The sequence below is a fragment of the Photobacterium aquae genome (assembly GCF_001029445.1).
GTDB lineage: Bacteria > Pseudomonadota > Gammaproteobacteria > Enterobacterales > Vibrionaceae > Photobacterium > Photobacterium aquae.
This window is the reverse complement of record NZ_LDOT01000024.1, coordinates 70786-94096: the sequence shown is the minus strand read 5'-3', so window position 1 is coordinate 94096 and position 23311 is coordinate 70786. Positions and strand designations below refer to the sequence as shown.

20 protein-coding genes and 1 tRNA gene are annotated in these 23311 nt (G+C 51.6%); 15 read left to right on the top strand and 6 right to left on the bottom strand.

The window, feature by feature from the left end; genetic code table 11:
* The first annotated feature begins 55 nt into the window (after window positions 1-55).
* Window positions 56-553 carry a transcription/translation regulatory transformer protein RfaH gene (rfaH, locus tag ABT56_RS17050; RefSeq protein ID WP_047880109.1) on the top strand — a complete coding sequence of 166 codons (498 nt, stop codon included), beginning with the start codon at window positions 56-58 and terminating at the stop codon, window positions 551-553.
* A gap of 48 nt (window positions 554-601) precedes the next feature.
* A complete protein-coding gene (gene galU, locus ABT56_RS17045; protein ID WP_047880108.1) occupies window positions 602-1504 on the top strand; it encodes a UTP--glucose-1-phosphate uridylyltransferase GalU in 903 nt (300 codons plus the stop codon).
* A gap of 99 nt (window positions 1505-1603) precedes the next feature.
* On the opposite strand, the gene folD is transcribed toward galU, so the two are convergent.
* A complete protein-coding gene (gene folD / locus ABT56_RS17040) occupies window positions 1604-2461 on the bottom strand; it encodes a bifunctional methylenetetrahydrofolate dehydrogenase/methenyltetrahydrofolate cyclohydrolase FolD (protein WP_047880107.1) in 858 nt (285 codons plus the stop codon).
* Window positions 2462-2822: 361 nt separating this feature from the next.
* Between folD and ABT56_RS17035 the strand changes: the two genes are divergently transcribed.
* Window positions 2823-2899 (top strand) — tRNA-Arg (locus ABT56_RS17035).
* A 138-nt stretch (window positions 2900-3037) separates the two neighbouring features.
* Here ABT56_RS17035 and ABT56_RS17030 read toward each other — a convergent pair.
* Complete coding sequence (locus tag ABT56_RS17030; RefSeq protein ID WP_047880106.1) at window positions 3038-3772, bottom strand: SDR family NAD(P)-dependent oxidoreductase; 735 nt, start codon at window positions 3770-3772, stop codon at window positions 3038-3040.
* A 440-nt stretch (window positions 3773-4212) separates the two neighbouring features.
* Here ABT56_RS17030 and tig point away from each other — a divergent pair, with 440 nt between their 5' ends.
* The 7 genes from tig to ABT56_RS16995 all read left to right on the top strand — a co-directional run bounded on the left by tig (window position 4213) and on the right by ABT56_RS16995 (window position 13214).
* Window positions 4213-5514 carry a trigger factor gene (tig, locus tag ABT56_RS17025; RefSeq protein WP_047880105.1) on the top strand — a complete coding sequence of 434 codons (1302 nt, stop codon included), beginning with the start codon at window positions 4213-4215 and terminating at the stop codon, window positions 5512-5514.
* A 107-nt stretch (window positions 5515-5621) separates the two neighbouring features.
* Window positions 5622-6245, top strand: a complete 624-nt coding sequence (gene clpP, locus ABT56_RS17020; RefSeq protein ID WP_047880104.1) for an ATP-dependent Clp endopeptidase proteolytic subunit ClpP — start codon at window positions 5622-5624, stop codon at window positions 6243-6245.
* 126 nt (window positions 6246-6371) lie between these two features.
* Complete coding sequence (gene clpX / locus ABT56_RS17015; RefSeq protein ID WP_047880103.1) at window positions 6372-7652, top strand: ATP-dependent protease ATP-binding subunit ClpX; 1281 nt, start codon at window positions 6372-6374, stop codon at window positions 7650-7652.
* Between the two features lie 128 nt (window positions 7653-7780).
* The gene (lon, locus tag ABT56_RS17010) at window positions 7781-10153 is read left to right on the top strand and encodes an endopeptidase La (protein ID WP_047880102.1); all 2373 of its coding nucleotides are present in this window, start codon (window positions 7781-7783) and stop codon (window positions 10151-10153) included.
* 216 nt (window positions 10154-10369) lie between these two features.
* A complete protein-coding gene (hupB, locus tag ABT56_RS17005; RefSeq protein WP_047880101.1) occupies window positions 10370-10642 on the top strand; it encodes a nucleoid-associated protein HU-beta in 273 nt (90 codons plus the stop codon).
* A gap of 222 nt (window positions 10643-10864) precedes the next feature.
* Window positions 10865-12757, top strand: a complete 1893-nt coding sequence (ppiD, locus tag ABT56_RS17000; RefSeq protein WP_047880100.1) for a peptidylprolyl isomerase — start codon at window positions 10865-10867, stop codon at window positions 12755-12757.
* A 163-nt stretch (window positions 12758-12920) separates the two neighbouring features.
* Window positions 12921-13214 carry a ComEA family DNA-binding protein gene (locus ABT56_RS16995; protein ID WP_047880099.1) on the top strand — a complete coding sequence of 98 codons (294 nt, stop codon included), beginning with the start codon at window positions 12921-12923 and terminating at the stop codon, window positions 13212-13214.
* Between the two features lie 75 nt (window positions 13215-13289).
* On the opposite strand, the gene rrtA is transcribed toward ABT56_RS16995, so the two are convergent.
* On the bottom strand, window positions 13290-13817 hold the full coding sequence (rrtA, locus tag ABT56_RS16990; RefSeq protein ID WP_047880098.1) for a rhombosortase: 528 nt from the start codon (window positions 13815-13817) through the stop codon (window positions 13290-13292).
* Window positions 13818-13866: 49 nt separating this feature from the next.
* Here rrtA and ABT56_RS16985 point away from each other — a divergent pair, with 49 nt between their 5' ends.
* The gene (locus ABT56_RS16985) at window positions 13867-14490 is read left to right on the top strand and encodes a tRNA-uridine aminocarboxypropyltransferase (RefSeq protein WP_047880154.1); all 624 of its coding nucleotides are present in this window, start codon (window positions 13867-13869) and stop codon (window positions 14488-14490) included.
* Here ABT56_RS16985 and ABT56_RS16980 read toward each other — a convergent pair.
* From ABT56_RS16980 to ABT56_RS16970, 3 genes are all read right to left on the bottom strand, one after another.
* Window positions 14487-15866, bottom strand: coding sequence for an anti-phage deoxyguanosine triphosphatase (locus ABT56_RS16980; protein WP_240478341.1), 1380 nt, complete (start codon window positions 15864-15866; stop codon window positions 14487-14489). The genes ABT56_RS16985 and ABT56_RS16980 overlap by 4 nt on opposite strands.
* Window positions 15866-16450, bottom strand: coding sequence for a 5'-deoxynucleotidase (yfbR, locus tag ABT56_RS16975; protein ID WP_047880097.1), 585 nt, complete (start codon window positions 16448-16450; stop codon window positions 15866-15868). The genes ABT56_RS16980 and yfbR overlap by 1 nt, the downstream gene beginning before the upstream one ends.
* A gap of 183 nt (window positions 16451-16633) precedes the next feature.
* On the bottom strand, window positions 16634-17848 hold the full coding sequence (locus ABT56_RS16970; RefSeq protein WP_047880096.1) for a pyridoxal phosphate-dependent aminotransferase: 1215 nt from the start codon (window positions 17846-17848) through the stop codon (window positions 16634-16636).
* Between the two features lie 572 nt (window positions 17849-18420).
* Here ABT56_RS16970 and ABT56_RS16965 point away from each other — a divergent pair.
* From ABT56_RS16965 to menC, 4 genes are read left to right on the top strand one after another with little or no spacing between them, the layout of a single operon-like run.
* Complete coding sequence (locus tag ABT56_RS16965; protein WP_047880095.1) at window positions 18421-19737, top strand: isochorismate synthase; 1317 nt, start codon at window positions 18421-18423, stop codon at window positions 19735-19737.
* A complete protein-coding gene (gene menD / locus ABT56_RS16960) occupies window positions 19734-21467 on the top strand; it encodes a 2-succinyl-5-enolpyruvyl-6-hydroxy-3-cyclohexene-1-carboxylic-acid synthase (protein ID WP_047880094.1) in 1734 nt (577 codons plus the stop codon). The genes ABT56_RS16965 and menD overlap by 4 nt, the downstream gene beginning before the upstream one ends.
* Window positions 21451-22311, top strand: coding sequence for a 2-succinyl-6-hydroxy-2,4-cyclohexadiene-1-carboxylate synthase (gene menH / locus ABT56_RS16955; protein WP_047880093.1), 861 nt, complete (start codon window positions 21451-21453; stop codon window positions 22309-22311). Before menD ends, menH begins: the two co-directional genes overlap by 17 nt.
* Before the next feature lie 3 nt (window positions 22312-22314).
* Window positions 22315-23289, top strand: a complete 975-nt coding sequence (menC, locus tag ABT56_RS16950) for an o-succinylbenzoate synthase (protein ID WP_047880092.1) — start codon at window positions 22315-22317, stop codon at window positions 23287-23289.
* The last annotated feature ends 22 nt before the right edge of the window (window positions 23290-23311 follow it).

The window sequence follows — 23311 nt, the reverse complement described above, 5'->3', positions numbered from 1 at the left end:
AGAATTTTGTATATAATTGCCTGATCATGAAGTGGCCATTAGGGTAGGCGAGACGATGAAAGATTGGTTTCTTTTGTATTGTAAACGCAGCGAGCAGGAACGAGCTGTCATCAATCTGGATCGTCAGGGTGTTGAATGTTATTACCCGCAAGTGACCGTTGAAAAAATTGTACGTAGTAAGCGTGTTTCATCGCAAGAACCACTGTTCCCCAACTACATGTTTGTTTATTTTGATCCTGAAATGATCAGCTATACAACGGTACGTTCAACGCGCGGGGTGGCTGATTTTATCCGGCAGGGCAAAACACCGCAGCGAGTTGACCCCGACCTCATCTATAGTCTAATGGTTAATGAGGATTCCGCGGAACAACAGGCAAAATTGTCTAATTTGCCTCAGCCTGGTGAAACCCTCAAACTTGCTCAAGGGCAATTCAAAGGGATAGAGGCAATTTATCATGAACCTGATGGCGAAAAGCGCTCATTCATGCTGATAAATCTGCTGGGCAAGCAGGTGAAAGTGAGTGTCCAGAACGAATATTTAATTAAAAAATAATTCTCGTTTGTTATATTGGCCCAGCCACGTTTAAATATGGATAAAGAAATGTCGAATACTTCCCCCGTCCGTAAGGCAGTGATTCCAGTTGCTGGCTTGGGTACTCGTATGTTGCCAGCGACAAAGGCCATCCCAAAAGAGATGCTGCCGATTGTAGATAAACCGCTGATTCAGTATGTAGTGAGTGAGTGTGTTGCTGCTGGGATCAAAGAGATTATTTTGGTGACGCATTCATCAAAAAATTCGATTGAAAACCATTTCGATACCTCTTTTGAACTCGAAGCCACGCTAGAGAAACGTGTTAAGCGTCAGCTACTCGATGAGGTGCAGAATATTTGCCCGCCTGACGTTACGATTATGCATGTGCGCCAAGGTCAGGCCAAAGGTCTAGGCCATGCTGTGCTGTGTGCCCACCCACTGGTTGGCGATGAGCCGTTTGCCGTCGTGTTGCCAGACGTCATTCTTGATGATGTGGCCAGTGACTTGCGTCGTGAGAATATGGCTGCGATGGTAAAGGCTTTCAATGAGAATGGTGTGAGCCAGGTGATGGTTGAGCCAGTGCCGATGTCCGAGGTATCTAGCTATGGTGTCGCGGATGTTAATGGTGCGGATCTGTTACCTGGTGGTTCGGTATCGATGACCAAGGTTGTTGAGAAACCGGCTCAGGACGATGCGCCGTCGAACTTGGCCATTGTCGGTCGTTATATTTTGTCTGCGGATATTTGGCCGTTGTTGTCGCGTACGCCAATTGGTGCCGGTGATGAGATCCAACTGACAGATGCGATTGATATGCTGATGGAAAAACAGCAGGTTAATGCATTTCATATGTCAGGCAAAAGCCATGACTGTGGTTCGAAGATCGGCTATATGAAAGCGTTTGTCGAATACGGCATGCGTCATAATGAATTTGGCGAAGCGTTTACCGATTACCTGAAATCGCTGGCAAAGTAAAAAGTCAGTAAGCCTTACTTTTTTAATCACCAGCTGAATAAATGAAGTCCCTGTGTTTTATGACACAGGGACTTTTTGTTATTTACTGTGACTGCGGATTTACTTGCTATGGAATAGTTCGCAGGCGTGGAGGGTGTTTTCGATCAGGGTGGCCACGGTCATTGGCCCAACACCGCCAGGAACCGGAGTAATATGGCGGGCTTTTTGCTGTGCTAGATCGTACTCAACATCCCCGATTAATTTGCCGCTGTCGAGCCGGTTGATACCGACATCGATAACGGTGGCCCCTTCTTTGATCCAGTCGCCAGGAATGAAATTGGGCTTGCCCACGGCTACGACCAGAATATCGGCTTGGCGGACGTGACTCTCTAGATCATGAGTAAAGCGGTGGCAGGTTGTTGTGGTCGCCCCTGCCAGCAGCATTTCCAGTGTCATAGGGCGGCCGACGATATTGGATGCGCCGACAATCACGGCATGCTTGCCCCTAACCTCGATATTGTAACGCTCAAGCAAGGTCATAATACCTTTCGGGGTGCAGGAGCGTAACTTGGGAATACGCTGGCACAGACGACCGACATTGAAAGGATGGAAACCATCCACATCCTTTTCTGGATCGATATGCTCGAGCACTTTTGTGCTGTCGATGCCAGCCGGTAGTGGGAGCTGAACCAAAATACCGTCAACGTTTTGGTCATTGTTGAGAGTATCTATGAGATCTAGCAGTTCGGCTTCGGTGGCCGTGGCCGGCAGGTCGTACGAGCGGGACACAAAGCCAACTTCGTCACAGGCCTTGCGCTTGCTGGCAACATAGATTTGGGAGGCAGGATCTTGGCCGACCAGAATGACCGCTAGTCCAGGAGCGCGTAGCCCCGCCTCGATTCGGGCTTTTACGCGAGCTGCGACTTCTTGGCGGACAGTTTGAGATATGAGTTTACCATCGATAATTTGAGCGGCCATGGTGTTCCTTTCGTCAGAGGTTGCTGAGCGATATCAGTTGTCAGGTTTGACTATGCACATGCAGAGAGGATGATTAGCCTGTGCTGTCACGGCGCTGCATATTGTCGCAGAGTTTTTTGACTAAATCCACATCGCAAACGTTTGCTATTTGTATTTTGGTTAAAGTTGATAAAACTATTGGGTGTATTGTTAATCTTGTTGGTTGGTGATGAAGGTGTCAATTTGCGATATTTCCCCCCGGATTGCTTTATGTTTGAACGTTTGATTGCAAATGCTCGGAAAATAGGGGAAAAGGCGTTGACGTTCACTGACGGCTACGTATAATTCCCCTCGTACCACCGCACAATGGTGGCACCATGACGCGCCCTTAGCTCAGTTGGATAGAGCACGTACCTTCTAAGTATGTGGTCGCAGGTTCGAATCCTGCAGGGCGCGCCAGCGTATTCTAGCCCGCAGCAAGTATCTTGCTGCGGGCTTTTTCATGTCTGAAATTCCCTTTCTGCCTTTCTGCTGACTATTGTCTGAGTTCGTGGCGTTGACGCTTGGAGATGGTCGTTGTTCGCGGCCTGCGTTGCGCTACCAGCTTATTTGTGTGCCATCCCAATGGAAAAACTGCCCGCTGCCGGTATTGGGTATAGTGGCGATAAGGGTAAGCAACCGCTCTGCGGTTAGCGATGGGCTGAAGAGTTTCCCGTCGGCGATATTTGCCCAAAACGGGGCTGAGAGGTCTGTTGCGGTTGTTCCCGGGTGAATAGCGGCTACGATAGCGTTGGGATATTGGCGCCGCCATTCATGGCTGAGTGTTTTGACAAACATATTGAGGGCCGCTTTGCTCATACGGTAGCTGTACCAGCCACCGGTTCGATTATCACTAATAGAGCCAACCAATGCTGACAGGCAGATGAAGCGGAAAGGGTCAGCTCGTTGGTAGCCTGTGGCTAGGTACTGAGCGAGGGCGATACTTAGGTAGGTGTTAGCCTCTAGATTGCGCTGGAAAGAATCAGGAGTGACGTCGTCGAGTTTTTTTTCTGGCATTGATTGACCATGGTGAAGTATGCCCGCGGCATTGATAGTCCAGTCCGGCTTCCCGAAACGACGAAACAGGCCGTTGAGTTTACTTTGTGTTTCAGCAGTGTCCGTCAGCAGATCCCCCTCAATAATGGCCAGTTGCCGTGGGGCGCTTTGGCGCAGTTCGAGCAATTTGGGGGAGGCTTGCCGGGTTAGGGCGGTAACCTGATTCCCGTGCGCTATACTCCTGCCGACCAGCGCCAGCCCAATGCCGCCGGAGGCGCCGACGATAAAGTGTTTCATTATTATCCCCCTTTTGATTATCTCTTTTCTTACTGACTGGCGGTGGCCTTGGATCAGTCGCGAAGGGTGAGCTAATTGGCTGATGTAAAAAACAGCAATGGGAAGGCAATTGAATCGGATAAATCAACGCATGGTCAAAAAAACGTAATGGGATGCGATTTTTTTAAACTTTTCCCTTGTAAATGGAATTTTTGCCCCTATCTTGTGTGAAAGGTTGAATTGCGGAGGCTCTTGTCTCGACGAATCGGGATGCGACCGTTATAATACCGCGTTTTTAATTTGCCTCGCTTTTGCATACGCTGCAATGAGGGGAATTATCAGAATTAAGGCGTTATGGTACTGGCGTGGTTGCCGGCCATAACACGAAAGGATGCCACCGTCAGCCAAGCTGATCGGCAACATCACTCAGAGAACACTGAGTAAGTTTTGAGGTTAAAATAATGCAAGTTACCGTTGAAACCACTGAAGGTCTAGAACGCCATCTAACTATCACAGTTCCAGCAGCTAACATCGAAAACGCTGTGAATGCTGAGCTGAAGAAAATTGCTAAGAATCGTCGTTTCGATGGTTTCCGTCCTGGTAAAGCACCGATGAAAATGGTTGCTCGTATGTTTGGTGCTTCAGTTCGTCAGGATATCCTGGGCGAAGTAATGCAGCGTCACTTCATCGAAGCTATCGTGAAAGAGAAGATCAACCCAGCGGGTGCACCTACTTTCACTCCAGTTGAAATCGAAGAAGGCAAAGACCTAGTATTCAAAGCGTCTTTCGAAGTATTCCCAGAGATCGTACTAGCTGGCCTAGACAAGATCGCTGTTGAGAAACCAGCTGTAGAAGTTAAAGCTGAAGACGTTGATGCGATGCTAGATACTCTGCGCAAGCAGCAGGCAACTTGGAAAGAAGTTGAAGAAGCCGCAGCAGAAAGCAGCCGTGTAACTATCGACTTCACTGGCTCTATCGACGGCGAAGAGTTCGAAGGCGGCAAAGCTGAAGGCTTCGCACTAGCTATGGGCCAGGGCCGTATGATCCCAGGTTTCGAAGACGGTATCGTAGGTAAGAAAGCTGGCGAAGAGTTCACTGTAGAAGTAACTTTCCCAGAAGAATACCATGCTGAAAACCTAAAAGGTAAAGCAGCATCTTTCGCTATCAAACTACACAAAGTTGAAGCGCAAGAGCTACCTGAACTGACTGAAGAGTTCGTTGCTAAGTTCGGCGTTGAAGACGGTTCTGTTGACGCGCTTAAAGCTGAAGTTCGCAAGAACATGGAACGTGAACTGAAGCAAGCAACTAAAGCTCGCATCAAAGATCAGGTTCTTAACGGCCTAGTTGAGCAGAACGATATCGCTGTTCCTGCTGCACTTATCGATCAGGAAATCAACGTTCTTCGCCAGCAAGCTGCACAGCGTTTCGGTGGCAACATGCAGAACACTCCTGAGCTACCTCGCGAACTGTTCGAAGAGCAGGCTAAGCGTCGCGTAGTTGTTGGTCTTCTTCTTGGTGAAGTAATCAAGTCTGAAGAGCTGAAAGTTGACGAAGAGCGCGTTAAAGCAATCATCGCTGACATGGCTTCTGCATACGAAGATCCAACAGAAGTTGTTGCTTACTACGAGCAGAACGAGCAGATGATGAACAACATGCGTAACATTGCTCTGGAAGAGCAGGCAATTGATGCGCTACTGGCAAAAGCTCAGGTTTCTGAGAAAGAAGTTAGCTTCAACGAGCTAATGAACCAGCCAGCTGCTTAATTAGCTGAAATTGCTGTAGAGATTTGACTTTACGTTAAATCTTCTGCTAACAATGGTCCGTGTGAGAGCAATTTCATTCGGGCCATTTATTTTAGGGAAATAACGTTATGAGCTACCAAGAAAAAAACGCTATGTCGCCGATTTTGGATGCGCTGGTTCCTATGGTGGTCGAGCAGACTTCTCGTGGTGAACGTTCCTACGACATCTATTCCCGACTGCTAAAAGAGCGTGTGATCTTCTTGACCGGTCAGGTTGAAGATCATATGGCCAACCTGGTCGTTGCACAGCTTTTGTTCCTTGAATCTGAAAATCCAGACAAGGATATTTTCCTGTACATCAACTCTCCAGGTGGCTCGGTAACGGCGGGTATGTCAATTTACGACACCATGCAGTTTATCAAGCCGAACGTAAGCACTGTTTGTATGGGCCAAGCCTGTTCAATGGGTGCTTTCCTACTGGCTGGCGGCGCGAAAGGCAAGCGATACTGCCTGCCTAACTCCCGCGTTATGATTCACCAGCCACTAGGCGGTTTCCAAGGCCAGGCTTCTGATATTCAGATCCATGCTCAGGAAATTTTGACGATCAAGCAGCGTTTGAATAACCTGTTAGCCGAACACACCGGCCAGCCGCTGGAAGTGCTTGAGCGCGATACTGATCGTGATAACTTTATGTCGGCTGAGCAGGCTGTTGAGTACGGCTTGGTCGATGCTGTTTTGAGCCACCGCAGCTAAAACAGCTATTTGCCCCGTTTACCTGATGGTTCGTTTTGCTGTCATGGTAACGGGGCAAAACGGCTTTAGTTGTTATACACTCAAAACAAGGCAATGACGGGGGAATCCCCATGAAGAGGTTAGCGAATGACAGATAAGCGAAAAGAGAGTGGTAGTGGAAAACTGCTGTACTGCTCTTTCTGCGGCAAAAGTCAGCATGAAGTTCGCAAGCTGATTGCAGGCCCTTCTGTGTATATTTGTGACGAATGTGTTGACTTGTGCAATGACATTATTCGCGAAGAAATAAAAGAAGTGATGCCAAAGCGCGATGGCAGCGAACTTCCGACACCTAAGGAAATTCGTTCCAACCTGGATGAGTATGTTATTGGTCAGAACCATGCGAAGAAGGTTCTGGCAGTCGCGGTTTATAACCACTACAAGCGTCTGCGCAATGGCGATACCAACAGTGAGGGTGTTGAGCTGGGCAAGAGTAATATCTTGCTGATCGGTCCTACCGGTAGTGGTAAGACGCTGCTTGCCGAAACTTTGGCACGTATGCTGGATGTTCCGTTCACCATGGCCGATGCAACCACGCTGACTGAAGCGGGTTACGTGGGTGAAGATGTTGAGAACATCATCCAGAAGCTTTTGCAAAAATGCGATTACGACGTAGCTAAGGCCGAGCGCGGCATTGTTTACATTGATGAAATTGACAAGATTTCCCGCAAGTCGGACAACCCATCGATTACTCGTGACGTATCGGGCGAAGGTGTTCAGCAGGCATTGCTGAAGCTGATCGAAGGTACTGTTGCATCGGTGCCGCCGCAGGGTGGTCGTAAGCATCCGCAGCAGGAATTCCTGCAGGTTGATACGTCGAAGATCTTGTTCATCTGTGGTGGTGCATTCGCCGGTTTGGACAAGGTTGTTGAGCAACGTGTGTCTACGGGTACGGGTATCGGCTTTGGTGCCGATGTTCGCTCGAAAGACGAGTCACGTACGCTAAGCGATCTGTTCGAGAAGGTTGAGCCAGAAGATTTGGTTAAATACGGCCTGATCCCTGAGTTCATCGGTCGTCTGCCTGTGGCGGCGATCCTGAGCGAGCTGGACGAAGACGCATTGGTTCAGATCCTACGCGAGCCAAAGAATGCCCTGACCAAACAGTACGGTGCGTTGCTTGAGCTGGAAAATGTCGAGCTTGAGTTCCGTGACGATGCATTGGTTGCGATTGCCCGCAAGGCAATGGAGCGCAAGACGGGTGCCCGTGGCCTGCGTTCGATTGTTGAAGCCGTGCTTCTCGACACTATGTACGAGCTTCCTTCGGCAGAAGGCGTAAGTAAGGTTGTTATCGATGAATCAGTTATTAAGGGCGAGTCTGAGCCTTTGCTGATTTACGAAAACACTGAAAATCAAGCCGCTGGCGCTGAGTAAACTCTGCACAGAGTGACGAAAAAAAGGAGGCATTGGCCTCCTTTTTTATTTTCTGCCGCATATCCCGTTGAATCTTGTCCCCAAGCCCCCATATACTCAGTAATAGAGTGAACGGAAGAGAGAATAATATGAACCTGGAGCGTTCGGAACGCCTTGAGATCCCCGTTCTGCCACTGCGTGATGTGGTTGTCTACCCGCATATGGTTATTCCATTGTTTGTAGGACGGGAAAAATCGATTCGCTGCCTAGAAGCGGCGATGGATGATAATAAACAAATTCTGTTGGTTGCCCAGAAGGAAGCGGCGACTGATGAGCCATCGATCAATGATCTCTACAACGTCGGTACGATAGCAACGATTTTGCAGTTGCTGAAGCTGCCTGATGGTACAGTTAAAGTGTTGGTTGAAGGTCAACAACGCGCCAAGGTTCACACGCTTAGCGATGATGATTTCTTCTATGCTGACGCAGAGTACCTGGTGACAGAAGAGATGGATGAGCGCGAGCAGGAAGTGCTTGTGCGCACCGCCATCAACCAGTTTGAAGGCTTTATCAAGCTCAACAAGAAAATCCCACCGGAAGTTCTGACCTCGCTAAACGGTATCGATGAGGCGGCACGTCTTGCTGACACCATTGCTGCGCATATGCCTCTTAAGTTGGCAGATAAGCAAAAAGTGCTGGAAATCACCGATGTCGTCGAGCGTCTGGAATTCCTGATGGCGATGATGGAGTCTGAGATTGACCTGCTGCAGGTGGAAAAGCGCATCCGCGGCCGCGTCAAGAAGCAGATGGAAAAGAGCCAGCGCGAGTACTACCTCAACGAGCAGATGAAGGCGATCCAGAAAGAGCTGGGTGAGCTTGACGATGCACCGGACGAATTCGAATCACTCAAGAAGAAGATCGAAGAGTCGAAGATGCCGGCTGAGGCGCGCGAGAAGACCGAGCAAGAACTGCAGAAGCTGAAGATGATGTCGCCGATGTCTGCCGAGGCAACGGTGGTACGTGGCTATATCGATTGGATGCTTAGCGTGCCGTGGCACAAGCGTTCAAAAGTGAAGAAAAACTTGGCGAAGGCCGAGGAAGTACTGAACGCCGATCACTACGGCCTTGAGCGCGTCAAAGAACGTATCCTTGAGTATTTGGCGGTTCAGAGCCGAATCAACAAGCTGAAAGGTCCGATCCTGTGTTTGGTTGGGCCTCCAGGTGTTGGTAAAACATCGCTGGGTCAGTCGATTGCTGCAGCTACCGGACGTAAGTATGTACGTATGGCTCTTGGTGGCGTACGTGACGAAGCGGAAATCCGTGGTCACCGTCGTACCTATATCGGTTCGATGCCGGGTAAGCTGATCCAGAAAATGGCCAAGGTCGAGGTGAAGAACCCACTGTTCTTGCTTGATGAAATCGACAAGATGTCCTCTGACATGCGTGGCGATCCTGCCTCAGCCTTGCTTGAGGTACTTGACCCCGAGCAGAACAATGCGTTCAACGACCACTATCTGGAAGTTGACTATGACCTGTCGGATGTGATGTTCGTGGCGACATCGAACTCAATGAATATCCCAGGCCCGCTGCTTGACCGTATGGAAGTGATCCGTCTGTCGGGTTATACCGAAGACGAGAAGCTGAACATTGCCAAGCGTCACCTGTTAGGCAAGCAGATCCAGCGTAATGGCCTTAAAGCCGGCGAGATTGACGTTGATGATTCCGCACTGATCGGCATTATCCGCTACTACACGCGCGAAGCGGGTGTGCGTAGCCTTGAGCGTGAGATCTCTAAGCTATGCCGCAAGGCGGTGAAAGAGATCCTGCTGAATCCGCAAACCAAGCAAGTGGTTGTTAATCAGGAGAACCTGAAAGACTACCTCGGCGTGCAGCGCTTCGATTACGGTAAAGCGGAAGACAGCAACCGTATTGGTCAGGTAACCGGTTTGGCATGGACCGAAGTGGGCGGTGATCTGCTGACCATCGAGACCGAATCTATGCCGGGCAAGGGCAAGCTGACCTACACCGGTTCGCTAGGTGATGTGATGCAGGAGTCGATTCAGGCGGCGATGACCGTTGTCCGGACCCGTGCAGAGCATTTGGGTATTGCGCCAGACTTCTACGAGAAGCGTGATATCCACGTACACGTGCCTGAGGGCGCAACACCGAAAGACGGCCCGAGTGCCGGTATCGCGATGTGTACGGCACTGGTATCGAGCCTGACGGGCAACCCGGTACGCGGTGACGTGGCCATGACGGGTGAAATTACCCTGCGTGGTGAAGTGTTGCCGATTGGCGGCTTGAAAGAGAAGTTGCTGGCTGCCCACCGTGGCGGTATCAAAACAGTGCTGATCCCGAAAGAGAACGAACGTGATCTGGAAGAGATCCCAGACAACGTGATTGCTGATTTGGAAGTACGCCCAGTGCGCTGGATTGACGAGGTGCTGACGATAGCGCTTCAGAACAACCCAGCAGGCATTGAACTGGTCAACGCACAAAACAGTGACATGCAGCAAAGTTAATGTATGAAAAAACGCTTTCAGGGCTAAAAAGCCTTGTCAGCGTTTTTTTGTGTAGCTATAAGTTAGTTTTAATTTGCTGTTAGCTCAATAATATCAACGCTTGCCAGATTATTGGTGTTCTGTGCTGATATAATTAGACCTTATATATTTTTATCCGTGACATGTATTTTGCCCAGAAGGCCTTGCACGGATAGTGTTCATAGAGGGGATGAGATCGTGAACAAAACTCAACTAGTTGATAAAATCGCCGAAAATGCAGACATTTCTAAAGCATCTGCAGGACGTGCTCTTGATGCCTTCATCGAAGCCGTATCTGATAGCCTAAAAGCGGGTGATCAGGTTGCTCTTGTAGGCTTCGGTACATTTTCTGTTCGCGAGCGTGCAGCACGTACTGGCCGTAACCCTCAGACGGGCGCGGAAATTCAAATTGCAGCAGCAAAAGTACCTGGTTTTAAAGCGGGTAAAGCGCTAAAAGATTCTGTAAACTAAGCACCGGGTTGATGCCCGTTTGTTTTTTGGAACAAAGACTTATTCAAGTTGTCATAGCGATACAACTTCAAGTTGAATGTGCGTAGCAGCTTGGCATGATAAAGGGCGCATCCAATCGGTGCGCTTTTTTTACTTTGACAGTGTGAAAATTATTTCAGGTCTCGCCCTGTTAGCTTTCTTCACCGCTATGCCAAATCGAATCAGTAGGAGATACGGCAAATTATGATGGAGCGTATGCGCGAAGGCGCAAGCAGCATTTGGGTCAAGATCATTCTTGGACTCATTATTCTTTCTTTTGTTTTTGCAGGTGTAGGTAGTTACCTTGCCAGCGGCGGTCAGCAAGTAGCTGCTAAAGTAGATGGCCGTGAGATCAGTCAGCGCGAATTCGAGATGGCATATCAGAACGAGCGTAACCGTATGCAAAGCCAGCTAGGCGACTATTTCTCGACGTTGATGGGTGATCCTGCCTACGTTGAACAGTTCCGCCGCAGCGTGCTGGATCGTATGGTGAACGATCTGCTTATCGAAGAGCGTGCGAAGGCGCTGGGTATGCGTATCAGCGATGCGCAGGTTCGTCAGACTATTCTGGCAATGCCTGAATTCCAGCGCATGGGTACATTTGATAACGAACAGTACAACACATTGCTGCGCCGTGCCGGTATGACACCTGACATGTTTGCCGAATCGATGCGTACTGACCTGCTTCGCCAGCAATTGCTTCGTGCTCTGCAAAGCAGCGATTTTGCCCTGAGCAATGAGCTGACTGCGCTGACTAAGCTTGAGCAGCAGCAGCGTGAAGTACGTACGCTTACTCTGAATGTGGCTGACTTTACCAATAAAGTCGAAGTGACTGACGAGGAAGCCCGAGAGTTCTACGCACAGAATTCAGAGATGTACACGCGTCCTGATCAGGTGAAAGCGGCGTATATCGAACTGTCTGGTGACAATCTGAAGCAGACGCTGGTGATTAGCGATGCAGATGCCAAGGCATACTACGACGAGCACCCAGCCAAGTTTGGTTCAGCCGAGCAGCGTTTGGTTCGCCACATCCTTGTTGAAGGCCGTGGTAGCGAGGCGAAGGCCAAGGCTGAAGCGCTGGATGCAGAGCTGAAAGGCGGTGCGGATTTTGCTGCATTGGCTGAGAAAGAATCTGCGGATACGTTCAGTGCTAAGAACGGCGGTGAGCTGGACTGGTTCGAGCGTGGCGTGATGGATCCTGCTTTTGAAGACGCAGCATTTGCCTTGGATAAAGGCCAGATCTCCGGCGTGGTTGAATCTGATTTCGGTTTCCATATCATCAAGCTGGAAGACGTGAAGCCATCGAAGCTGAAGCCATTCGATCAGGTACGTGATGAAATCATTGCTGACCTGCGCGAGCAGCGTGCGGCAGAAGCATTCTACGACTTGCAGACTCAGCTAGCAGAGAAGGCGTTCGAAATGCCAGATTCGCTGGATGATGCAGCCGAAGCCGTTAATGCCAAGGTGCATGCTACGGGTTACTTCTCGCATGCGGATGCCCCGGGTGTGCTTAACAACCCTGCGGTATTGCAGGCGCTGTTCAGCCCAGAAGTTCGTGAAGATGGTCTGAACTCAGATATTATTGAGATTGCACCTGAGCACGTGGTTGTAGTGCGCGTTGATGACTCTCGTGATGAAGCGGTGCTTCCTTTCGAAGAGGTATCTGCCAAGGTTAAGAGTCAGCTAGCACAGCAGAAAGGCCAGGAGCAGGCGCAGGCGAAAGCCGACGAACTACTGGCAGCCCTGCGTGATGGCAAGGCAGATGTAGTCGCTGAAGAAGGTCTGAGCTTCTCTGTACCTGAAATGCTGACTCGTACCAGTGCAGAGCCTATGGTTGCTCAGGTAGCCTTTAGCTTGGCGAAACCAGTAGACGGCAAGCCTGTTTACGGTATGACCCGCGATGCCAAGGGTGACATGCTGATCATCGAACTGGACAAGGTGGTTGAAGCCACTGTTCAGCCAGTATCGGCAGATAGCCAGCTAGGCCAGCAGTATGCTCAGATGCTTGCTCAGCAAGATGTGATGACAACCCTACAGGTGTTGCGCAATACATCGGAAGTGAGCTTCCCAGTGGAAGAGCAATCAGCTGCAAACTAACAGGTAATTATTACGTTAGTCAGACGGGCCACCTTGTGTGGCCCGTCGTTTTTTTAGGGCCTGAAAATAATTGACTGTTTACTCGCCGGAGTGCACTCCACCACTCTGGTTATGTTTGGCACGATGGTACAAACATGACAAAAACATTAAAAGGAGAGTATGAATGAAACAGTCACTGAAAGGGATTTTGCTGCTGCTGGCTTGTCTGTGTTATCCGGGCACAGCGGTATTGGCTGCAGAGAGCAGTCATGAGGGAATAGAAATCACCGTCAATATCAATGACGCCAATGCCGAGGAGCTGGATGAGCTGTTGGTGGGTATTGGGCCGGAGAAGGCTCAAAGCATCATTGAGTTCCGGACCCAAAATGGCAAGTTTACCTCGATAGAGCAATTGTCCGAGGTGAAAGGGATCGGCCCTGCTACGGTGGAGAAGAACCGTAAGCGGATTCAGCTGTAGGCGACCCCGAGTGTTATAGCTTTACCCTGCGAAGGAGAGAAGTGTGTGGTTCTCCTTTGTTTTGTATTATCAGAGTCAGACTTTGGGTGTTGTGGCTTTGTTTTTGGCCATTGATGCCAGCCCCCCGAATACAATTCCGCCCAGTGCGCCAGCAAGATGCGCTTCGACCGCTACACGGGCCCCGATCAGTTGTGCTGAACTGGCGGCTCCTCCGAAAAACTGCTCCCATAGAATTTTGGCAACAATCGCTGCTAGTAACCATTTACCGAGTTTGTCATGTTGTTTGATATCAGCCAGCGCCCCCCAGGCAAATAGGCCATGAAGTACTCCTGACAGCCCTGCGTACCAAGTTGTCGGCCATGCAAACAATGCGCATCCTACCCAGGCGGAAAGTCCGAGAAGTAGCAGGAATAACCGTTTAGGGCTCAGGTGATGGCGAAAACAGAAGGTTATAATTGCCAATCCCATGCTGTTCATTATCATGTGGGGCCAGTTGGTGTGGGTGAGGTTACCGGTGATAATCCGCCACAACTCCCCATTTTTAATCATGTCGCTCTGCCAGACCAACTGCGGCTGGATGAACGGCAGTTGTGCTAATGCCATTAAGGCGATCACAATGAGTACTGAAATACGTAAAGACAAGGCAACCTCGATGAGTCGTTACTGTGAGCAATGCGGCAAGGCGAAGAAAGCCTGTATTTGCCGTTGGATCCAAGTTATTGATGCTAAAACCGAACTTTGGATATTACAACACCCAAGCGAGGTTAAACGGGCAATTGGTACAGCCAGAATCCTGTCGTTGTCGCTTCCTAACAGCCGATTGTGGGTTGGAGAGGACTTTTCCTTGCACGAGGAAATTAACCATTTGCTGGCTGAGCCGGGGCGGCAGACATGGGTGGTATACCCCGGTGAGCAGGCGGTTCCCATCTCTAGCCTGTGCCCGCAAGACGCAGCGAGTGCGACGGACGGGGTACGGACATTGATCCTGCTCGATGGCACGTGGAAGAAAGCCTATAAGATGTGGCAGCTGTCCAGCAACCTGCAGCAGTTGCCGTCGGTGATGTTGGACAATGTCGAAAAAGGCAACTACCGGATCCGCAAGTCCCCGCGTGAAGAAGGGGTGTCGACCGTAGAGGCCGGTTTCCTTGCCCTATCGGTGATGGACGGTGAAACGGATAAGTACTTGCCCCTTATCGACACCTTCAACAAGATGATTGAGTTCCAGATCCAGCAGATGCCTGCAGGGGTCTACCAGAAAAACTACGGCGCCTCCTAGAATCCATGTCCGTCGAGCCCGAACGATGATGAGGTAGAGGGCTGGAACAGGGTGCTGTAGAGGCGTTGGGCATAGCCATCGGTCATGCTGGAAATATAATCGGCAATCACCCGGTGCGGGTTTCCTCCGCTGCCTTGTGCCTCGCGCCAGCGTGCTCGGGTGCTTTCAGGCAGCAGTCGTTCGGGATCGGAGGCATAGGCTTCGAATAGCTCCATGATCAGCTGCTGGCCTTTGTATTCAACCAGCTGGATGTCGGGTTTGTGAACGACGTACTGGCTAACGAACTGCTTGAGGACATTGAGGACCTGCTCCATCGGTTCGGTGAGGAAAGCGTTCCATTTGAGCAGCGGCTCATCGTAGCTGTCGATACCGTTCTGGATTGCCGGTGCGATATGGATCGAGGTCAGCAGCGCGTTGACCATCGCGCCGATGGCATCCTTGCGCTGGTGGTGGTTGCCAAAGAGTTGGTCGCTAAGCGTGCCGATTCGCTCTTCAAGCCAGTACTCGCCACAATCGGCAAGCTTGCTGGCCGCCGCTTCCTGCCATTGGTCGCGGTTGACGATTCCCATCACAATGGCATCTTCCAAGTCATGCACGCCATAGGCGATATCATCGGCCAATTCCATGATCGAGCAATCTAGTGATTTGAATTGGGTTTTGTTGTGCTCGCGCGGGCCGATATCAGCAGCGCGCATCTGGCTAAACAGGGTTCGGTCGTTGCTGCTCAGGGGTTCCAGTACCCAGTTGAAGGTATCGGCATCGTCATGGTAGATCCCTTTTGCCGGGTGCCAGTCGCGAGCCTTGAGGTGACGGAAATTATGGACCGGTGCCGGCTGTTCGCTGGCTTGGGTCTGGCTGATGAAAGCCGGGTATTTGAGCAGGCCGAGCAGGGTACGGCGTGACAGGTTCATCCCGTAGTGTTCGGTGTAGGGTTCGAGCTGGCTGACGATACGGAATGTTTGGGCGTTACCTTCGAAGCCGCCGAATTCGTGCATCATGTAATTGAGCGCCACTTCACCGCCGTGGCCAAAAGGGGGATGGCCGATATCATGAGCTAGGCACAGGCTTTCCATCAGGCTGGTGGAGGGGAGCAGGTTGCGAAATTCGGGCTGCTTGATTTTTAGCTGGGCGACGATCCCTGTTCCGATCTGCGATGCCTCAAGGGAGTGGGTCAGGCGGGTGCGGTAGAAATCATGGTGTCCGGCGCCGTGGACTTGGGTTTTCGCCTGTAGGCGGCGAAAGGCGGCCGAGTGAAGAATTCTTGCCCGGTCTCGCTGGAAGGCCGAACGGTGGTCGTTGCGGCGCATCTTTTGTTCGTTGCTTTTGCGTGCTTCCCAGATTTCACCGGAAGGTACTGTTGTGGTTAACATTGTCATTAGCTGATTTCGTCCAGAGTTAAGTTGAAGCTGTCGACAAAGGTATCGAGGAAGTAGCGCATTTCCGGTGTTGAGCGGTCAGCGAGGGTCTTTTCGAGGTTCTTTTTGGCGGAGGTAAATTCGTGGTTGCCGGCATTGAGCTCTTCGAGGCATTTGAGGTAGGCGCAAAGGCTGTCGGCCTGTTTGACGATGGCGTAGTCGTCTTTGTCGATACGGTGACTATCGAGCAGCGGGGCATAATCGTCGTGGAACTCTTCCGGTAGCATCGATAACAGTTTTTGCTCTGCTGCCAGTTCGATTTTCTTGTATTCCTCTGCAATGGCCGGGTTGTAGTACTTGATTGGCGTTGGCATGTCACCGGTGAGTACTTCGCTGCAATCGTGGAACATGCCGAGCAGGGCTATGCGCTCGGGGTTGGTGTTGCCGCCGAATTTTCGGTTCTTGATCAGGGCGAGGGCGTGGGCGACGAAGGCGACTTGGAGGCTGTGCTCGGAGATATTTTCGGTTTCGACGCTGCGCATGAGCGGCCAGCGTTGGATGAGTTTCATCCTGGCGAGGTGTGCAAAAAAATGGCTCTGTTTCATGATCTACTTCTTGTTGGTATCGCGTGATATTGAGGATTGTACCGCTGGTTTATGTAAGGTAGCTGACAGGATTACGTTACCAGATCTGGACACGGGTCAATAGTAAATTTGTTGGGTATAAGTATAGCGAGGGAATGGATAGCCAAGCGGATAAAAGAAACCCCGCAGAAGCGGGGTTTGAAATTACTGGCGGTAGCCTGACAGGAAGCGCTCCAGTCGGCCGATGGCCAGCTCGAGGTCGTCGACCCGTGGCAGGGTAACGATACGGAAGTGGTCTGGCTGCTTCCAGTTGAAGCCGGTACCGTGGACGATCAGCACTTTTTCCTGCTGGAGGAAGTCCAGCGCCATGCGTTGGTCGTCGATGATGTTGAATTTCTTCTGGTCCAGTTTCGGGAACAGGTATAGCGCGCCTTTCGGCTTGACGCATGAAACACCCGGGATCGAGGTCAGCAGTTCGTAGGCTTTGTCGCGCTGTTCAAGCAGGCGACCGCCCGGCAGGATAAGCTCGTTGATACTCTGGTAGCCGCCGAGCGCGGTTTGAATCGCATGCTGCATCGGCACGTTGGCACACAGGCGCATAGAAGAGAGCATTTCCAACCCTTCGATGTAGCCTTTGGCAACGTGCTTCGGCCCAGAAAGTACCATCCAGCCAGCACGGAAGCCGCACACGCGGTATGATTTCGACAGGCCATTGAACGTCACGCAGAACACATCGTCTGCCAGCGAGGCAATGGATGTATGCTGCGCACCTTCGTAAAGGATTTTGTCATAGATTTCGTCGGCGAAAATAGCCAGTTTGTGCTGACGGGCAATTTCAACGATTTCCAGCAGGAAGTCACGGCTGTAAACCGCGCCGGTTGGGTTGTTCGGGTTGATCAGCACGATGCCGCGGGTGTTCGGGGTGATTTTCTTGCGGATATCGTCGAGATCCGGATACCAGTCAGACGACTCATCACAGACATAGTGCACGGCCTTGCCGCCTGACAGTGAAACGGCTGCGGTCCACAGCGGGTAGTCCGGTGACGGGATCAGCATTTCGTCGTTGTTGTTGAGCAGTGCCTGCATAGCCATGACGATCAGCTCGGATACCCCGTTGCCGATATAGACATCTTCGACATCGATATCGCGCATGCCGCGTTTTTGGTAGTGCTGGACAACGGCTTTGCGAGCCGGGTAGATCCCTTTGGAATCACAGTACCCCTGCGAGGTCGGCAAGTTGCGGATTACGTCAACCAGAATTTCATCTGGGGCGTCAAAACCAAACGGGGCAGGGTTACCAATATTAAGCTTGAGGATTTTGTTTCCTTCCTCTTCCATGCGCTTGGCATGTTTGAGGACGGGCCCGCGAATGTCGTAGCAGACATTATTGAGTTTGGATGACATCCCGATGTTATGCATTGGCTGATACTCTGTAACTTTTAGTGAATATCCACAAATTACACTATGAAACCCTATAAAATAAACACCTATCGGGTGAATATAGGGATAAATAGTTTTTTATATTATTAAATTCTTCCTTGGGTGAAAGATTACGCTACTTTGGCGGTTTTTTTAGGCTCGATTGGCTTGGAAAGCAGTAGGAAATGTTACTTTGCGTGGTTCTGCTCGGGATTTAACCAATATAGAACCGAGGTTTTGCCCTGCATTGGACACATTGGTGTACAGTTTGGTGGAGTGGTTGCGTATGCCGAGATGAGAGTGGTAAGAAACTAAACATCGTAGGTATATGATGAGATGTGAAAATTCGTGTTGAGTCATTACTTTATTAGTCAGAATACGATAACTGATGTAGAATGGCTTATTCATTGTATGGTTGCCGTAGGTGGGCCGAGGGCTTGCTACATGCGGTATTTTGCAACGAAACTGCAACCATAACAGCCATACAAAGCAAGTGATATGCTAACGATTAGCAGCAAAGCATCAGCCAGGGATGAGCCTTTTTTAGTGCTTGAGAGCTGAGTGAGGTTACCTTGACCGCGTTACAACAAGCCGTTGAGTTCTTAATTAGAAAAATTCAACAATCCGCACCGACAACTCAACGATTAATGGTAAAGCTGGAGCTTCCGGCAAATACCGACTTGATAGACTGGCTAGACAGCCAGCCGCTGTTTCCTAAATTCTATTGGCAGTCACGTGACGGACGCGAAGAGGTCGTTGCGCTTGGCCAAATCAAAACCTTTACCGATCCGAAAGCTGCCGAGAAAATCTTGGCTCCCGAGCAACGCATCTGGGGTGGCCAGTCCTTTGACGGACGAACGGCACGCAACCAGCGTTGCCTCCCGTCGTTCTTTTTCCTGCCTGTGGCCGAGTTGGCCCGGACGGACGGTGACTGGTATCTTGCTGTCAATATCTCTCCAGAATCAACAAGCAAGGTGCTTTCTGCCTTGTCTCAGCTCAGCATAGAATCGAGTGAGGTGTTGGAGATAAAGAGCAAGATCCTTGGCCGGACCTATTCGCCAGATTTCTCTGGTTGGTCGACAATGATCAGCAACGCCCTTGAGGCGATCTCCCAGAAAGTATTCGAAAAAGTGGTTTTGGCGCGTAAGACAACGCTAACACTCGATACGCCCGTTGCGCCAGCCCAGTTGCTGAAGGCCAGCCGGAGCAGCAATCATCACAGTTTTCACTTTATGATGGCCCTTGATGCCAAGCACTGCTTCGTCGGCTCGACCCCCGAGCGACTGTTTTTGCGTCAGGAGAGAGCATTGCTGACCGAGGCGGTGGCGGGAACGATCGGACGGGGCAATAGCCCTGCGGAAGATAACCGGTTGGCACAATGGCTGCTTGATGACAATAAGAACCGGTATGAAAACCGCCTTGTGGTTGATGATATTGTCAGTCGCCTCGAGGCATGCTGCGATACCATGAATGTGGCTGAGACCCCAGAACTGATCCGGTTGCGCAAGGTTCAGCACCTCAAGCGAGGCATCGATGCCCAGCTCAACAGCGATGTAGACAGTGCGGACTTGCTGGAAAGCCTCCAGCCGACAGCGGCGATTGCCGGTTTGCCCCGCGACAAGGCATTGGATTTTATCACTGAGCACGAGCCGTTTGCCCGAGGTTGGTACAGCGGCTCGGTTGGTTTTCTCAGCCAACAGCGCAGCGAGTTCTGCGTGGCAATTCGCAGTGCGCTGATTATGGGCGACCAGCTTCATCTGTTTGCTGGCGCCGGGATTGTCCCTGGCTCGACCGCCGACAGCGAATGGAAGGAGTTGGACCGGAAAACCTCAACCTTGTGCAGCTTGTTCGGTAGTGATGAAACGGATTGGGAGCGCAAGACGGCATGACAGTTGCGACTTTACCGCAGGGGCTCGAAAGCCGGGCTGCCTTGAACCAACTATGGGCAAGTTTGATGCTCGAAGAGCTTTTCAGGTTGGGTGTCAAACATATCTGTATTGCTCCGGGCTCGCGATCGACCCCGTTGACGCTGGCGGCGGCCCGTCATGGCGGATTGACCGTCCATACCCATTTTGACGAACGCGGTCTCGGATTTCTCGCGCTGGGGCTGGCAAAGGCCAGTGACCAGCCGGTGGCAGTCGTTGTGACTTCCGGTACGGCGGTGGCCAATTTGCTTCCCGCTGTTGCCGAGAGCGGCCTGACCGGTGAGAAGCTGGTCCTGCTTACCTCTGACCGTCCTACCGAGCTGATTCAGTGCGGGGCCAATCAGGCTATTCGCCAGCATGGTATTTTTTCCACCCATGTGACGGCCTTTGAAGATATACCTTCCCCTACGATGTCGATCAGTCCAGCATGGCTGTTGTCTACAGTGGACAAAGCGATGCAGCAGCAGGCTGTACGTGGTGGTGCCGTTCATTTCAATTGCCATTACCCTGAGCCGCTGTATGGCTGTGATCAGGACTTTTCGGATTACCTTCAGCCTGTTGCCCGCTGGCAATCCTCGTCTTTGCCGCTGACGGTTTATCCGTCTCCGATGGCGGGGTGTGCCGTGCCTGCGTGGCAGGATTGCGTGTCGCGCAAGGGGGTACTGGTGGCTGGGCGGATGGCGCCGGGCGAGTTGGCGCAAGTCAAGGTGTTGGCCGAGGTTTTGGGCTGGCCGTTGTTGGTGGACCCGCAGGCAGGGGGAACCAGTGATTGGTTCGGTTTTGACGTTTGGATGCAAAATGCCGCGTGCCGAGCGAAACTGGCCGAAGCCGAGGTGGTGCTCCAGTTTGGCGGGCGTTTGGTATCGAAACGCCTTGGTCAGTTTATTGCGTCCAACCCGTTACAGCACTACTGGCTGGTGGACCCGCTGGATGTGCCGCTTGACCCGAGTTTCCGTTGTACTTTGCGGCTACAGGCGGGTATCGCACAATTTGCTGCCGCGATGGCCTCTGAATTGATGCAGGCAGGCCAGTGCGGTGAGTATCACGGTTGGGCGGATTCACTGAAAGCTGCCGCCTTGCGTTGCCAGCAATTGGCCTCTGATAAAAACGGTGGCTTGAATGAGTTGGGTCTAGCTGCCGACATGATGGATTGGGTACCGCAAAATACCACGGTCTTTTTGGGTAACAGCCTGATTGTGCGTTTGCTTGATATGTTTGCGCAAATGCCGGAAACCGCTACTTTTGCCAATCGCGGGGCCTCGGGGATCGATGGCTTGATTGCCACTGCTGCCGGGGTGCAGCGGGCGCAGTTGGCACCGATGCTGTGCGTACTTGGTGACACTTCGCTGCTTTATGATTTGAATTCGCTGGCGCTGTTGCGCCAGCAGGATTTCCCGTTGGTGGTACTGGTGACCAATAACGACGGCGGGGCGATTTTCGATATGCTGCCGGTCCCTGAGCAGGAAAAGGCACAGTTCTACCGAATGCCCCACGGGTTAGACTTTAGTCATGCCGCCGCAATGTTCGGGTTGGATTATGTTTGCCCGGCAACGCTGCAAGATGCCCAGCAGGCTTGTGAGCAGGCATTGGTAAACTCAGGTACAACGGTTATTGAAATTCAGACCCCAGCCGGTGACAGCGGCAGCCGCTTGCAGGCGTTGTTTGCCGAGGTCCGCGATGCCGCATTGCTCTAGTCGGCTTTATAGCGAGTCATTTGGTTGCTCGTCACCGTTGGCGGCAGAGCGTCCGGTTCTGGTTTTTCTTCATGGTTTGTTGGGAAGCGGGCGCGACTGGCAGCGAGTGATTGCTGAGATGGCGACGCACTGGCCATGCCTGAGTATTGATTTGCCGGGGCACGGGCACAGCAAATGGTGCCGTGCAGATGGTTTTGATGATGTCTGCCGGCAATTATCGGCGACGCTGCGTGCGCGAGGCATCCGCCGTTATGTCTTGGTTGGCTATTCGCTGGGCGCTCGGATCGCAATGTATTATGCCAGCTGTTATCTGCCCGCTGAAACCGATAGCGAGGTAGCTGGCGAGGCAGGCGGCGAGGTCGATAACGAGTTCGGCCCCCCACGGCTTGCAGGCTTGGTTGTCGAAGGCGGGAATTTCGGTCTGCCGGAGATTGAACGTGAGCCTCGCTGGAAAAATGATCTGTGCTGGTCGCGGCGATTTGCCACCGAGTCGCTGGATTCGGTGCTGGCGGACTGGTATCGACAGCCGGTTTTTTTATCTCTCAATGATGACCAAAGACAAGGTTTTATCGCCAAACGCAGTGATAACCTTGGGGTTGCTATAGCACATATGTTACAGGCTACATCGTTGGCCAAACAGCCGTTTTTGCTGCCGCTTTTGACTGGGCTGACGATGCCCGTGCATTACATTTGCGGCGAGAACGACACCAAATTCAAAACTCTGGCAAGCCAGTCTGCACTTGACCACTCGGTGATTGGCGGAGCGGGGCACAATGTCCATGCCGAACAACCCGATGCGTTCGCAGGCACCTTGCGGCAGATATTAATCAATAAGATGGAATGAACAATGCGTAGTGCAAAACTCTACCAATACCAGTTGCCGATGGATAGCGGCGTGATCCTGCGAACTCAGCGATTGGTTAACCGTGACGGTTGGATTGTCGAGCTTAAAGACGGTGAGTGTACTGGCTATGGTGAAATTGCTCCCTTGCCGGAATTCAGCCACGAGACGGCTGAGCAAGCCGGTGAGCAGGCCAAGGCACTGCTGGCCCAGTGGGTGGCTGGTGAGGCATGGGATCTAGAGTCAGCAATACCTTCTGTTGCGTTTGGCCTAAGCATGGCTGCCATGACGTTGGCTGGCGAACTGCCGGAAGACGGTAACTATCAGGTTGCCCCGCTGTGTGCCGGTGACCCTGATGATTTGGTGATTGCCCTCAATGAAATGGAAGGGGAGAAGGTCGCTAAAATCAAAGTGGGTATGTACGAAGCGGTTCGTGACGGCATGGTTGCGAACATGTTTATCGAGGCTATTCCGGGTGTACGCCTGCGTCTTGATGCCAACCGTCAGTGGACGCCATTGAAAGCCCAGCAGTTTGCCAAGTATGTGAAGCCCGAGCACCGCGGTGGAATCGCGTTCCTCGAAGAGCCGTGCATGAACCCTGCCGACAGCTTGGCTTTTGCCCAAGAGACCGGTATTAGCATCGCATGGGATGAAACGGTACGCGACGAAGGCTTTGAAGTGAAGGCTGAACCGGGTGTTGCGGCAATTGTTATCAAGCCGACCTTGGTGGGAAGCGTGGCGCGCTGTATCGACCTTATTGCGCAGGCACAGGCCGTGGGTCTTGTCGCGGTGGTGAGTTCCAGTATGGAAAGCAGCCTTGGCCTTAATCAGTTGGCACGTCTTGCCGCATGGCAGACCCCGGGGGTTATTCCTGGGTTGGACACCATGCAGCTGTTCATGGCCCAGCTTGAAATGCCGTGGCCGGGTTGCGAATTGCCAGTGACGTCATTGGCGTCGTTGCCGGTTGTTTGGCAAGCCTAACGGTACGGTTTAGGGCAATTTA

What these genes read in the sequence shown, in the direction of transcription:
- rfaH (WP_047880109.1), top strand. Translation starts at nt 56, where the DNA reads ATGAAAGATTGGTTTCTTTTGTATTGTAAACGCAGCGAGCAGGAACGA.
- galU (WP_047880108.1), top strand. Translation starts at nt 602, where the DNA reads ATGTCGAATACTTCCCCCGTCCGTAAGGCAGTGATTCCAGTTGCTGGC.
- folD (WP_047880107.1), bottom strand. Translation starts at nt 2,461, where the DNA reads ATGGCCGCTCAAATTATCGATGGTAAACTCATATCTCAAACTGTCCGC.
- ABT56_RS17030 (WP_047880106.1), bottom strand. Translation starts at nt 3,772, where the DNA reads ATGAAACACTTTATCGTCGGCGCCTCCGGCGGCATTGGGCTGGCGCTG.
- tig (WP_047880105.1), top strand. Translation starts at nt 4,213, where the DNA reads ATGCAAGTTACCGTTGAAACCACTGAAGGTCTAGAACGCCATCTAACT.
- clpP (WP_047880104.1), top strand. Translation starts at nt 5,622, where the DNA reads ATGAGCTACCAAGAAAAAAACGCTATGTCGCCGATTTTGGATGCGCTG.
- clpX (WP_047880103.1), top strand. Translation starts at nt 6,372, where the DNA reads ATGACAGATAAGCGAAAAGAGAGTGGTAGTGGAAAACTGCTGTACTGC.
- lon (WP_047880102.1), top strand. Translation starts at nt 7,781, where the DNA reads ATGAACCTGGAGCGTTCGGAACGCCTTGAGATCCCCGTTCTGCCACTG.
- ppiD (WP_047880100.1), top strand. Translation starts at nt 10,865, where the DNA reads ATGATGGAGCGTATGCGCGAAGGCGCAAGCAGCATTTGGGTCAAGATC.
- ABT56_RS16995 (WP_047880099.1), top strand. Translation starts at nt 12,921, where the DNA reads ATGAAACAGTCACTGAAAGGGATTTTGCTGCTGCTGGCTTGTCTGTGT.
- rrtA (WP_047880098.1), bottom strand. Translation starts at nt 13,817, where the DNA reads ATGGCATTAGCACAACTGCCGTTCATCCAGCCGCAGTTGGTCTGGCAG.
- ABT56_RS16985 (WP_047880154.1), top strand. Translation starts at nt 13,867, where the DNA reads ATGAGTCGTTACTGTGAGCAATGCGGCAAGGCGAAGAAAGCCTGTATT.
- ABT56_RS16980 (WP_240478341.1), bottom strand. Translation starts at nt 15,866, where the DNA reads ATGACAATGTTAACCACAACAGTACCTTCCGGTGAAATCTGGGAAGCA.
- yfbR (WP_047880097.1), bottom strand. Translation starts at nt 16,450, where the DNA reads ATGAAACAGAGCCATTTTTTTGCACACCTCGCCAGGATGAAACTCATC.
- ABT56_RS16970 (WP_047880096.1), bottom strand. Translation starts at nt 17,848, where the DNA reads ATGCATAACATCGGGATGTCATCCAAACTCAATAATGTCTGCTACGAC.
- menD (WP_047880094.1), top strand. Translation starts at nt 19,734, where the DNA reads ATGACAGTTGCGACTTTACCGCAGGGGCTCGAAAGCCGGGCTGCCTTG.
- menH (WP_047880093.1), top strand. Translation starts at nt 21,451, where the DNA reads ATGCCGCATTGCTCTAGTCGGCTTTATAGCGAGTCATTTGGTTGCTCG.
- menC (WP_047880092.1), top strand. Translation starts at nt 22,315, where the DNA reads ATGCGTAGTGCAAAACTCTACCAATACCAGTTGCCGATGGATAGCGGC.